This window comes from Microbispora sitophila (assembly GCF_014892245.1).
In the GTDB taxonomy this organism is placed as follows: domain Bacteria; phylum Actinomycetota; class Actinomycetes; order Streptosporangiales; family Streptosporangiaceae; genus Microbispora; species Microbispora siamensis.
Genome location: NZ_JADBGC010000043.1, coordinates 1 through 12,112, shown reverse-complemented (window position 1 = coordinate 12,112; position 12,112 = coordinate 1). Strand labels below are relative to the sequence as shown.

Here is a 12,112-nt window from a genome sequence, read left to right as displayed (position 1 = left end):
GAGTTGATCGGCCGCGCGGCCGACGCCGTAGTCGCCCTCGTACTCACTGGAGAGGTAGCCCGACCACCCGCGGCGCACGATGATCTCCAGGAATTCCGCCCATGGGATGTACTGGTCCCTCAGGTCGTCGTCGATCTCGTAGAACTTCGCCTGCACGTGGACGACGTGGTCGAGCACGTCCTCGAGGTCGGACACCGGTACGACCGGCACCTCCGGCGGACGCGCCGAGCCTTCGCCGAGCCGGCTCGCGACACCTCCGCGGCGGTGGTGCATCCGAGTCTGGAAGACGCCGGTGTCCATGAGCAGCCCGAAGTGCTCGGTACCGGTGCGCTCGATGAAGGCGAGGTAGTCGTCGACCACCTTCGACCTGATGACGGACGGCCAGTGGATCTCCGGACAGATGACGATCCCCTTCTCCGCCGCGAGGTCGAGCACCCGCTCGGTGGCGGGCTCCCAGACCGGATCGGGTTCCAGGTCCGAGGTGACGACCCCGAGCTTGGGGCGTACGAAGCGGAAGCCGAGCGTCGCGGCCAGCCGGATGTCTATCTCCAGTTGCCAGACGGCCTCGTCCACGGTCATGGGACGGCCCTCGAACCGGCGGGTGTCCACCCAGGAGCCGTAGCACGTCGGCGTGAGGCCCTGCCGCTCAAGCCGGGCGAACCAGGCGTCGATCCAGGCCGCGGGCGGGTTCGGGTAGTCCTGAACGTGGGCCTCGCCGAGGATCTCCAGGCCGGTCGCACCGAGGTCGGCGACGTCCTCGACACAGTCGTCGAGTGTCATCGTCACGCCGTACTCGCCCGTGTAGCTGTAGAGCGAGACGCCGTACTCGAACCGGGGCTCCGTCATCGCGTGATCACCAACCTGCGTTCCTCGCTCCAGACCGTCGGCTGGAGCTCCTCCGGGATGTACGACATGCGCAGCCGCAGTTCCGCGGCCACGGTGTGGAAGCCGATCGACAGTGGCCGCGGGCGCGGGACCGCGAGGATCGCGGGAACGTCCACAGGCCAGCGGGCGGTCTCAGAGGCGCGCAACTCGGCCGGTGAGTACCGCACACCGCCGATGCTCCAGCCGATGTCGCCGGGAGCGAAGCGCTCACCGTCAACGGTGATCGTCGCGCCCTCTATCAGGTTGGTCCACAGGCCCCGGTAGTACGGCAGCCGCAGCCGCACCTCGAAGCCGTCTCCGGCCGCCCGGTTGCGGAACCCCCGGGTCTGGATCATGGGGACCTCCAGCACGGTCACCACCCTCCGATCGTGGCCGTCGACGCGGCCGTGTCCTTCGTGTCCTTCGTGTCCTCGGTCTCGGCGGCGAGCCGTGCCGCGATGTCCCGGGCTCCGCCGACCGCCAGGGCCACCGACGTGAGGGTCGGGTTGCAGGCGATCGGGGTCGGGATGACGTTGTTGCCGGCCACGTAGAGGCCGGACACACCCCACACCTCGCTGTTGGGCGCGCATACCGAGGTGTCGTCGTCGACCGGGCCCATCCGGGTCGTGCCCTGGTAGTGCAGCGACGCCCCGGGCGAGAGGACCATCGGCTCGTCGCCGATGAAGTCGCCCAGCGCGCGTGCGGCTCGCAGGATGGCCGCCCGCGCCCGCCCCAGGGTCTCGTGGTCGCGCGGGGTGAGCGTGTAATGGATCCGTGGCTTCGGCATGCCGTAGTCGTCGGTCGCGGAGTCGTCGAACTCGATGCGGTCGGACTCCTGCAGGTCCTTTCCGCAGAACCAGCCGAGCCCCACGATCGTGCCCGGAGCGGGCTCGTCCTCGTCCAGCAGCGGGATCGGGGACGCGTCGAGCTGCATGACCTGGCCGTGGAAGGGCTCTTCGTCGATGTAGGGGACCCAGGAGACGCCGCTCTCCTCGGCGATCGCGGTGTCTCCCCGCGGGCTGTGCTCCGCCTCCGGCTGGCGGCTGACGTCGCGGAGCCGTACGGCGAAGATCATCTGCGGCTGGTCGTTGAGATACCGGCCCAGCGCCGGAGGGCGCACCCCCGAGGCGTACAGCAGCTGCGGGGTGCGCAAGGCATCGGCCGCGACGACGACGAACCGCGCACGCACCTCTCGCTCGCTGCCATCGATCCGGTCCCGGACGATCACGCCGACGGCCCTGCCGTCCTCGACGAGCACGCGGCGCACCTGCGCGTCGGCGAACAGCAGGAAGTTCGGGTTGTTCCTCGTCGCGTCACCGAACACGACATCGGAGCCGCTCCAGGCAAGGGCGCCGTCCGCCCGTCGCCGGACGGCGAGGGGCATCGGCCGGACGCGCCGTTCTTCGGGCCGGCTAGGGTCGAACTCCGTTCCCAGCCGCGCCCGCACCACATCGGCGTAAGGAGCGTCGTCGAACGGGTGCCGGTCGACGCCGAGGAGCCGCTCGGCCTCGTCGAGCAGCTCGTCGAGGTCCGGCAGGAACGCGATGCGCTCCGCGCCTCCGGGTCGCGGGCACGCGGCGGTCCAGTGGGCGCCCATGCCTCCGACGTTGGTCGACATCGCCAGCGCTGGCAGGCCGTCCTCACCCGGCTGCCGGTAGCCGTCAGGCAGCAGGTGCGTGCCTGGGCGCACCACCCGCCGCGAGGGGTCGGGGTAGTGCCCCTCCGGGCTCTGCGTGTGCGGCCGCAACCCCTCGGAGCTGCGCTGGGCGGCGACCCTCACCACAGGGTCGGCGATGTTCTTCACGTGCATGCCGGGCGGGTCGGTGAGCACCGGCCCTGACTCGAAAACGGCGACGGCGGCTTGGGGAGCCTGCTCGCTCAGGATCCGGGCGTACGCCGCGCCTGTTGGCCCGCTGCCGACGATCGCCACGTCGACAGCGTTGGGAAAGGACCTGGTCATGCCGCTCCATTCGGTGAGAGGGGGGATCACAGCGCACGCCGTCGAATGTGGCAATTCTGCCGATTTTCAACATAACTGGTCAACGCGGTGCGGCCACGTACCTGCTGATAGCGGGTATCAACCGTGCCGATGCCACGGGAATCGCGTCACCCCGGTCACCCGCCCTCGTGCGACGCGACCTGGTGGCCGACCGCTTCGTTCCGTCCCTGCCCGGTCGTCCGAGCGCCACCGCTCAGCCGGCGATCCGGGAGGAACAGCGACACCGCGAGAGCCACCACGAACAGCAGCACCAGCCCCAGGAGCAGGGGCGTGAGGGCCGCCAGGTAAATCTCGGCATAGGCATGTCTCAGGGCGGGAGACAGTGTCCGCAACTGCACCGGCGACAGCCCCGCCAGGTACCGCCGGTCGCCCAGGCCGCTCAGGAGGCGGGCACTCAGCAGGCCGCCCAGCGCGGCCGCTCCGATGGACACCCCGACCTCCCGAACGAGGGCGACGGTGGAGGTCGCGGTGCCGACGACCCGGTCCGGGACGGCATCCTGCACCGCCACGGTGCTGATCTGCATGAAGCAGCCGACGCCGAGGCCGACCACCCCGATCCAGACCGCGACGAGGAGAACAGGGGTGCTTGTCCGGACGGCGGCCAGACCCAGCATGCCGGCGGCGGCGATCGTACAGCCGAGCAGCGGAAAGTCGCGGTAGCGACCGGTGCGTGCCATCCGGTGTCCGGCCAGCAGGCTCGTCGCCATGAGACCGAGAACCAGGGGCAGTATCAGCGTTCCGGCGGGCGTGGCGGACAGACCGAACGCCGCCTGCATCACGCCGGGCACGTAACCGACCAGGCCGAAGACACCGGCGCCGACGACGAACGCCAGCACGCTGCTGATCACGACGGTCCGGTTCCGGAAGATCGAAATCGGGATGATCGGATGCGGATGCCGGCGGCACCGGTGCACGAACAGCCCGAAGGCCACAAGCACGAGGCCGGTCGTACTCAGGATGACCGGGGACGACCAGGGGTAGGTGGATCCGCCCCACGCGGCGACGAGGACGACACCCGTCGCCCAGACGGCCAGCAGGACCGCTCCGACGCTGTCGAACCTGTCCCCTGTTCGTCCTGGGACGATCCGGGGGACGGACCGGAAGGCCAGGAGGAGAGCGAGCCCGCCCAGCGGCGCGTTGACCCAGAAGATCCAGCGCCAGCCCACCGTGTCGGTCAGCGCCCCGCCGAGCAGCGGCGCCACGACGCTCGCGACCGCGAAAACCGCGCCGATCGGCGCGAGGAACCGGCCCCGGTCCCGGGCGGGGACGGCGTCGGCGACGACCGCCTGGCCCAGCACCACGATCCCGCCCCCTCCGATCCCCTGGGCGAACCTCAGTGCGATCAGCGAGAAGAAGCCGGCCGCGAAGCCACACAGCACGGAGGCGAGCACGAAACCGGCGACGCAGGCGAGATAGAGCGCTCGGCGGCCACGGAGGTCGCCGAGACGTCCGAAGACGGGCATCGCCACGGTCATCGCCAGTGTGTAGGCGGTGAAGACCCATGCCGTCTGCCGTTCTCCGCCCAGGTCGGCGACGATGGTGGGCAACGCGGTCGCGACGATGGTCTGGTCGAGCGCGGTGAGCAGGGTGATGACGATCTGCGCGACGAAGAGCAGGCGCAGCCGAGCCGGACGGCCGTTCGCCGCCCCGAGACGAGGATTCACAGGGAGAAGTCACCTTCTCGACCCACGGGAGGGGTCACCGACGGCGGCAGGGTGCGCGGCTAGCGGCGCTGCGCCGAGCCGACGGGCACGCTCTTCAAAGGAGACGACCCCGACCGTCGGTCAAGTTTAGCGGGAAACATGCACAATTACCCATCAGCGACCGTACGCTCGGCCCGGCGGGCATGCCACCGGCCCTGTGAGGGTCGAGAACCAGGACCCCGGCAGGCCGGTAGGCGGGACAAGTCCACTGTCGTGATCAAGAGTTCAGAGGCGACGGCGATGGCGCGACCTGCGGCTTCACCGAGCAGTGCGGACGAAGCTGTGCCGCGCCTCTGTTTCCACGGCTGTCAGCCGCACTCCAGCTCAGCGGTCAGGGCGGGCGGCTCCTCCAACATGCTCACGGCCGTGCCCCGACGGCGCGGGCATCCCGCAACTCGGCCGCGAGCGCCCGGGCGCCGCGGACAGCCAGGGCGACGCTGGTCAACGTCGGGTTGCAGGAGTTCGCCGTCGGAATGAGGCCGTTGCCCGCCAGCACCAGCCCGGACAGGCCCCACACACGCGACCAGGGGTCGCACACGCACGTGCCGTCGTCGGCGGGGCCCATGCGCACGGTGCCCATGTAATGGAGGGAGCTCCCGGCGGGCATCAGCACCGGTGTCCCCGTCACGAACTCGCCCAGCGCCGCTGCGGCGCGTGCCTGGTGGGCGCGGGCCCGCTCGAGCTCCGCGTGCTCGCGCTCGGTGAGCTCGTAGGCGATGCGGATGCTCGGCAGTCCGTTCTCGTCGGGCTGCTCGTCGTCGAAGAAGAGCCGGTCCTCGGGCCGCGGCCACTTGCGCACCCCCCAGCCCATGCCCACGTAACCCGCGGGGTTGTCACGATGCGGGCTGTCCTCCGGCAACGGCACCGGGCAGACGGGCGAATACATCAGCTGCGCGTGGTACGGGTGCCGCTCCTCGTCGTAGCCGATGGAGACGACGGCGCGGATCGGATCCACCGGTGTCGCAACCCCCTGCTGCGACGGCAGGAGTCCTTCGCGGACCGCCACCACGCCGAAGACCAGCGGATGCTCGGTGAGATAGCGCCCCAGGGCCGCCGGCCGGATGCCCGACGCCCACAACAGCTGGGGAGTGCGGATCGCGTCGGCCGCCACGACGACGGCGTCGGCGCGCACCTCCTCCTCGACGCCGCTGCCCAGGTCCCTGAGGACGGCACCGACGACACGGTCACCGTCGCGGACCAGCCGTACGCACAGGGTTTCCGGCCGCAGCGTGAAACGCGGGTCGTCAAGGACGGGGCAGAGGACGACGTCGGTGCCGCTCCACCGCAGAGTTCCGTCAGGCCGAGGATCCGCCGCCACCGGCAGCGGGCGGACCGCGATCCCATCGGCTGCGAACTCCTCGCGCACACACTCGAGGATCGCCGCGGCCTGAGGCGAGTCGCCGAAGGCGGCCTTGTTGACGTGCAGCAGCCCCTCCGCGGTAGCGACGTGCTCGTCCCACTCGGCCTCGTCGACGAAGGTGATTCGCTCACTTCCCGCGGGCCTGGGCGTCGCGCAGGTCCAATGCGCCCCCTGCCCGCCCACACAGGTGGCGACGGCCGCCGCCGGCATTCCGGGCGAGCCCTCGGCCGCGCGGCCGATGAGGTGCGTGCCCTGCCGCGCGGTGATCGTCCCCTCCACGACGACACCACCCGGGATACCCGACACGCCCGCCTCGCCGGCCCGCCCCTGCGAAGCCAGCCGCGCGGCCGCCTGCTCGTCGGCCGAGGGAATGTTCTTCACGTTCATACCGGGCGGCGAGGTGATCATCGGACCGGCCTCGACCATGAGAACGGTCGCCGGCGGGACCTGCTCCAGCAGCACCCGCGCGTAGGTCGCCCCCGTCGGGCCGCTGCCGACGATCAAAACGGTCGGGTGAGCGGTCATACGTACGCCTCCTCGGCGGTCGATCTGTATCCGGGGGTGGTGGGCGCTTTCTCAGGACATGTGCGGCATGCCATGACAACTCCTACCGATTTGAGGGCTTGCGCGGATCGACCCAGCCCGGGAGGTCCCACGGACGGGCCAGTACGCCGCGCAGCCGTGCGGCCAGGTCGGCGGGATCCGGCAGCGGCGAGGGACGCCCGTCGGCCCGCTCGTAGACGCGACAGGTGAGGGCGGGTGGGGCGTCGCCGGGGAAGACGTCGCGCCGCCCCACCTGGAAGGTGGGCGAGCCGGGAAACCCGAGCCGCTCGGCCTCCTCACGCGAGGTCACCTGCCGCTCAGCGACGTGCACGTCGCCCCGGCCGAGCTCGGCGAGCGTCCCCCGGAGCATCTCGGCGGCGTGCTCGTGCGTCGGGCAGCCATCCCACCACAGCAGCTCCACGCGCCACTTGATGGAACAGCCCGCCGGAGAGGTCAGCGGCCGGGCCACCTCACGGCCGGACAGGACGTCGTCGAGCGCCTCACGCAGCCACCCGGCGTTCTGGGCCGGGTCGTCGAGGTCGCCATCAGGTGCGCCGTGGTAGCGGACGAGGCCCATACGGTCGATCACGAAGATCTCGGGGGTCGCCGTCGCACCATACGCCTGGGCTACCCACTGGTCGGTGTCTCGCAGGAAGGGGCCGGCGAGCTCGCCGGCGGCGACCCTCTCACGCATGGCCGCGATCGAGTCCTCCGGATGGTCGGTCTCGTCGTTGCTCACCACCTGCAGCACCGTGACGTCCCGGTTCGCGTAGTCGCGGGCGACCTGCTGGATTCGGTCGTGCCAGGCGTGGGCGAACGGGCAGCCGTTGGCGGTGAAAACGACGACGGTCGCGACGGACCGCTCCGGGCTGAGGCACACAGGTGCTCCCGCGGTGTCGGGCAGCTCGAACAGCGGCGCCCGGTCGCCGACCGTCAACCGTCCACTCAGCACGAGGCCACCTCCACCCAAGTCTGCTTCTGCGCGGCTTCCAGGACCGCGGCGGTCACCTGTGCCGCGCGCAATCCGTCGGCGAAGGTTGGCAGGCCGTCCGGCTCGACGCCGTCCACTGCCGCGTAGGCATCGGCGACGAAGGCGTCGAAGCAGTCCTGGTAACCCTGGGGATGTCCGGCGGGCACGGCGGTGTACCGCGCGGCGACCAGGGACTCGCTGGTGCCGCGCAGCAGCTGCCGATTGATCTCCCGGCCGCCGATCCACAGCGTCTCGGGGTTCTCCTGGTCGAAAGTCAGGCTCTCTTTCGCACCGTCCACGGAGAACCACAGCCGGTTCTTCCTGCCCGGGGTGACCTGGCTGACGGTGACATTGCCTACCGCTCCCCCGTCGGTCTCGAAAAGCACGACTGCCGCGTCCTCAGTCTCCACTCTCCGCCCGCCGCGGGCAGGTACCGCGATCATCGTCTGGGCCGCCACGCGCACGATGCGGTGCCCGCTGACGAACTCCACCAAGTCGCACCAGTGGACACCGATGTCGGCGAAGGCGCGGGACGGCCCGCCGGCCGCGGGGTCCACCCGCCAGTTGTCGTCGCTGTCCTCGGCGAGCCAGTCCTGAAGGTACGAGCCGTGCAGCAGACGTACTGGCCCGGCAGTGCCGTCCGCGACGCGGGCACGAGCCTCCCGGACCGTCGGATAGAAGCGGTAGACGAACGGGACGGTGGCCGTGACACCGGCATCGACGGCGAGCTGCACGAGTTCCTCAGCCTCGTACGGGTTCACTGCGAGCGGCTTCTCGCACACGACGTGCTTGCCGGCGGCGATGGCCGCGCGCGCCAGCCGCGCATGGGTCGCGTTCGGTGCGCAGATGTGCACGACGTCGATGTCATCGGCGCTCAGCAGCTCCTCGACCGTTTCCGTAAAGACTTCCGGACGGAGGCGCTCGGCGGCGTTCCGGGAAGACTCCGGTGTCGAGCCGACGGCCCGGACCACGACACCGCCCGCGCGCCGGATGGCCCGAGCGTGCACCGTTCCCATGAAACCGACGCCGACGATGCCGGCACGCATGCGATTGACCACCAGAGACCTCCAGAGGGTACCCGTGGCCCCGACCACGGACTGCCTGCACATATTTATGAATGAAATCGACGGAAGTCAACGCATACGAGGGCCATCAATCCCTGATGGCAGACATAGACGAGGCTGATTCCCTTGGCATGGAGGGCCGGCCCATGCGCCATCTGCGGGCCGCATCAACGCTCCGCCAGCCGGAGCATCCAGGGTGGCATCGAATGAGGACTGCCGTTACGCTCGCGTCCGGCGTCCAGGTCTCCGACATGTGAACACCTTGAGTACCAGATCATGGAGACCAAGGAGTTCCTGGTGGCATCAACGCCTACCCGCCTGAATTCAAGGCCGACGCCGTCGCGCTGTACCTGTCAGGCTCGGCCCACATCTGGGCATCAGCCGTGAGACCTGCGACCGTGGGTCCGCCAGGCGCCCATGAACTGGCACGCCAAGCGAGGTCGGCGCCGAGGCGTTCGGACGCGCTGCACGATCTGCGCTTCGATCTCCCGCAGCCGGTGATCGGCGTCCTGGATCGCCGCCTGCAACCGGGCCTGCTCCGCGCGCAGTTGCTCCGTCGCGGCGGTGATCTGCATCGCGTCCAGGCCGCCGAGCCGCTCAACCCACTCCCGTAGCTGGGCGTTCTCCGCTTCCAGCCGCTTCTTGCCGCCGAACAGCCCGCCGCCGGAACGTTCCGGAACCGAAACTACGGGAGCCTCACGGACCGGCATGGCGTGGCGGCCGTTCGTCCCAGCAGGAGCAGGCGGCGGAACGGGTGCGTGAGCGGGTGGGGCGTCGGCCACCCAGAACTGCCAGCCCGCCGGAGGCGGAGGCCAGGACGGGTCCGGCTGCCATCCAGGAGGAGGCCGCCATCCAGGAGGCGGGGCCGGCCACCCCGGCGGCGAGTTGAAGCGGCACGACGCACGCCTGAGCGGCCGGGGCTTCCTCGGCAGCACGGCGGCACTGGTTGAGCGAGGCAATACGGCGAACCGGGAGGCACCGCTGCAGTGATCAACTGAGGGGAGTTCCAGTTTCCGCAGCGATTCCGCCTCGCGCACCGACACCATCGGCAACAATACGTGCGCGAGCTATTGCAAGTAGTAATCGGCACCCGATTGGCGGCGACCGCGAGGCAGCTTCCAGATCGCCGTCAGTCACATCTGTCCTGCTCGATGAATGTTGAGGCGGCGTGAACCACCCCTGGGTCATCTACCTGCGAGCATGCCTCGCCGTTCGGATACAACGCGCGCGAATGGCCCCCACCCGCGGAGCCTCAGCCGTCGAGTGGGTCATCATCACGGCCATCATCGCCGGCGTCGCGCTGGGCTTGGCCACCCTGATCAAAACCGTGGTCGAACAGAAGCAAGGCGAGATCCAGCAGACCCTCGGAGGCGGCAGCGGAGGCACGTGATTCCGAACCTCCGGCCGCCATCACATCGCCTCGGCGCTCATCATGTGGGTCGGTCAACGACCGCCCGGCCACACCGCCGCCCTGCAGGCGCCCCACTTCACGCGCATGTCCGTACCGACCTGCCCCTGACAGAGCTTGAAGACCTTCACCGATCCGAACAGGGAACTGTCGGTCGCGCAACCGCCCTGCGGCGCCCGCACCTCGAACGGCTTTCGCGCATCGATGGGATTGTCGTTGTGCCAGACAGCCTTGTAGGCCAGGTTGTCCACCTTGGCGTCGCACACCTTGATCGACGACCGATCGGCCGGCACGATCACCCGCCCGTCACCGTAAGCATCGTTCCAGCCGGGCGTCCCCGCCAATGCCGCTCTGGCTGAGCCCATAACCAGCGTCCCGACGACTAGCGTGACCGACACCCACCCTGCTCGCGATCTCATACATCCCCCCGATGCTCACTCGCAGGTGATTACTTCATGTAGTCGATCTACCACGTCAAGCACTCGCAAGAACGTGTCGATAGCGCCAAGGCATGGGAAGGTAAACAGATCCCGCTCCCCTCTGCCGCCCATCCAGGCTGGGTCTGTCCAATATCAACGGGTCTGTCCCGTAATCGGTGGTGGCGCTCAGCTATTTTCAGTGCAGCAGAAAGGTGGCGCAGGAGGTCGAACCCGGCCCGGCCGTGCATCTGCCGCATGACTCTCTTCGTTCACGTGTTGACGCCTTCGGTTCGGCCGTTGTGATGGGGCAAGGTGATGCCGGCGTTACAGCCTCGCGGTCGAGCTCGAGGCCGTTGGCGAAGCCGTGCAGGTGGGGCCGGTCAGCGGCCCGGGCGTCGGTGAGCCAGGCGGCGAGCTTGGCGTCGTTGCCTGCGACCGGGGCGAGGAGTTCAGCGAAGGCACGGACCAGGCGGGCGAGCTCGGCCAGTTCGGGGGCACGTACCACGAGTTCCTGCAGCAACGTGGTGTCGGCCTCACGCAGCCTGCCGGGGCGGGTGAGTAGGAGCCGAGCAAGACGGCGCGGCGTGACGACGGGCCGATCGCCCTCGGCCCGGCCTTGAGTGATGTAGCGGTAGAGCAGGTTGAGGCTGCGCGAGTACCCGAGTTCCTTGATCTCACCGAACAGCTGGGGGACCGGGACGGCCAGCTCGGCGGCGCGCCGCTCCCGCACGCAGGATGGCTAGCATCCGTCACCTTTCCTATACGATCCGAGTGGTCGTCAGCATGCAGCAGCGTTGCGATCGATGTCAACAGGTTCGCGAAGACGCTAGAAGGGACCTCACGTCACGATGGACGACGAAGCGACGATCGCGCGGGGCCGTGAGGCCATGACCGGCGCATGGCGTAGGCGGCGGCGTCGGGGTCACGCGCGGCGATCGCGGCCACGACTTCTTCGTGCTCGGCCATGGCCAGGTGAGTGACCTGGGTGTCGTGGAGAAGCCGGAACAGGTGCACGTGCGTGTGCAGGCGAGCGAGCGCTTCGCGGATGACCTGGTTCTCCGCGCTCAGGGCGACGAGATCGTGAAAAGCGGCGTCGCGCAGCCCGAAGGCGCCATAGGCCATAATCCCGTTGCCCCCCTCCAGCTCCGCCATCTCCTCCAGTATTCGTCGCAGACCGGCCACTTGCTGCGGGGATGCGCGTTCGGCGGATCTGCGCGCCGCTGCCGGCTCGGGGAGCAGGCGGAGCTCAAGCATGTCCTCGAATCGTTGACGGGTGATTTGGGGGGGAATGCGATAGCCGGCATGGGCACACGCACGACCAGGCCCTCGGCCTCCATGCGGTTGAGAGCGTCTCGGATCGGCGTCTGCGAGACCCCCAGCTCTCGCGCCAGGGCGTCGATCGTGACGCGGGAGCCAGGCTCGATCCGTAGCGACATCAGCTGTCCGAGCAGCGTGTCGTACACCTCGTCGGCAAGCCGGCCGCGAGATCTTCCCGGCGACGTTCCGCCCGCACATCCTGCTGTCCGGCGAGCGGTTCCGGCGATTGTTCGACGAAGTCAAGGGCGCGGACGAATAGCGGTAAAGGCTTGACGGGCGGGCCGGGCCGAGGAATGCTGACTCAATCGGATCGGATCCGATTGGATCCACCTCACCCGCCCCAGTTGCGAGGAGAAGTAGGTGCCCAGAGCGCTGCTCCTTACCGGCGATGCCGCCGAGGAGCTCGACACCATGTATCCCTACTATCGCGTGCAGGAGGGCGGCTGGGACGTCGACGTCTCGTCA

General features: G+C 69.3%; 11 protein-coding genes and 2 pseudogenes. 1 reads left to right on the top strand and 12 read right to left on the bottom strand.

What is annotated here, in order from left to right; all coding sequences use genetic code 11:
* From IL992_RS43555 to IL992_RS43520, 8 genes are all read right to left on the bottom strand, one after another.
* A partial coding sequence (locus tag IL992_RS43555) for a sugar phosphate isomerase/epimerase family protein (RefSeq protein ID WP_193209142.1) occupies window positions 1-846 on the bottom strand: 846 nt, incomplete at its 3' end.
* Window positions 843-1,244, bottom strand: a complete 402-nt coding sequence (locus IL992_RS43550; protein WP_193209141.1) for a C-glycoside deglycosidase beta subunit domain-containing protein — start codon at window positions 1,242-1,244, stop codon at window positions 843-845. The genes IL992_RS43550 and IL992_RS43555, both read right to left, overlap by 4 nt.
* On the bottom strand, window positions 1,238-2,824 hold the full coding sequence (locus tag IL992_RS43545) for a GMC oxidoreductase (protein WP_193209140.1): 1,587 nt from the start codon (window positions 2,822-2,824) through the stop codon (window positions 1,238-1,240). The genes IL992_RS43550 and IL992_RS43545 overlap by 7 nt, the downstream gene beginning before the upstream one ends.
* 155 nt (window positions 2,825-2,979) lie before the next feature.
* Window positions 2,980-4,527, bottom strand: a complete 1,548-nt coding sequence (locus IL992_RS43540) for an MFS transporter (protein WP_193209139.1) — start codon at window positions 4,525-4,527, stop codon at window positions 2,980-2,982.
* Window positions 4,528-4,924: 397 nt separating this feature from the next.
* The gene (locus IL992_RS43535) at window positions 4,925-6,451 is read right to left on the bottom strand and encodes a GMC oxidoreductase (RefSeq protein WP_193209138.1); all 1,527 of its coding nucleotides are present in this window, start codon (window positions 6,449-6,451) and stop codon (window positions 4,925-4,927) included.
* A gap of 82 nt (window positions 6,452-6,533) precedes the next feature.
* A complete protein-coding gene (locus tag IL992_RS43530) occupies window positions 6,534-7,421 on the bottom strand; it encodes a thioredoxin family protein (RefSeq protein WP_193209137.1) in 888 nt (295 codons plus the stop codon).
* Window positions 7,415-8,485: a Gfo/Idh/MocA family protein gene (locus tag IL992_RS43525; protein ID WP_226874873.1), complete on the bottom strand. Its 1,071-nt coding sequence runs from the start codon at window positions 8,483-8,485 to the stop codon at window positions 7,415-7,417. Before IL992_RS43525 ends, IL992_RS43530 begins: the two co-directional genes overlap by 7 nt.
* Before the next feature lie 395 nt (window positions 8,486-8,880).
* Window positions 8,881-9,213, bottom strand: a complete 333-nt coding sequence (locus IL992_RS43520; protein ID WP_193209135.1) for a hypothetical protein — start codon at window positions 9,211-9,213, stop codon at window positions 8,881-8,883.
* A 521-nt stretch (window positions 9,214-9,734) separates the two neighbouring features.
* Between IL992_RS43520 and IL992_RS43515 the strand changes: the two genes are divergently transcribed.
* Window positions 9,735-9,893: a hypothetical protein gene (locus IL992_RS43515; RefSeq protein ID WP_226874865.1), complete on the top strand. Its 159-nt coding sequence runs from the start codon at window positions 9,735-9,737 to the stop codon at window positions 9,891-9,893.
* Window positions 9,894-9,946: 53 nt separating this feature from the next.
* Here IL992_RS43515 and IL992_RS43510 read toward each other — a convergent pair whose 3' ends face one another.
* The 4 genes and pseudogenes from IL992_RS43510 to IL992_RS49220 all read right to left on the bottom strand — a co-directional run.
* Window positions 9,947-10,309, bottom strand: a complete 363-nt coding sequence (locus IL992_RS43510; protein WP_193209133.1) for a hypothetical protein — start codon at window positions 10,307-10,309, stop codon at window positions 9,947-9,949.
* Between the two features lie 293 nt (window positions 10,310-10,602).
* A pseudogene (locus tag IL992_RS43505) lies at window positions 10,603-11,060 on the bottom strand (ISL3 family transposase); the annotation flags it as partial.
* A 113-nt stretch (window positions 11,061-11,173) separates the two neighbouring features.
* Window positions 11,174-11,584 carry an FCD domain-containing protein gene (locus IL992_RS47315; protein WP_226874864.1) on the bottom strand — a complete coding sequence of 137 codons (411 nt, stop codon included), beginning with the start codon at window positions 11,582-11,584 and terminating at the stop codon, window positions 11,174-11,176.
* 59 nt (window positions 11,585-11,643) lie between these two features.
* Window positions 11,644-11,793 (bottom strand): annotated as a pseudogene (locus IL992_RS49220) (GntR family transcriptional regulator); the annotation flags it as partial.
* Between the last annotated feature and the right edge of the window lie 319 nt (window positions 11,794-12,112).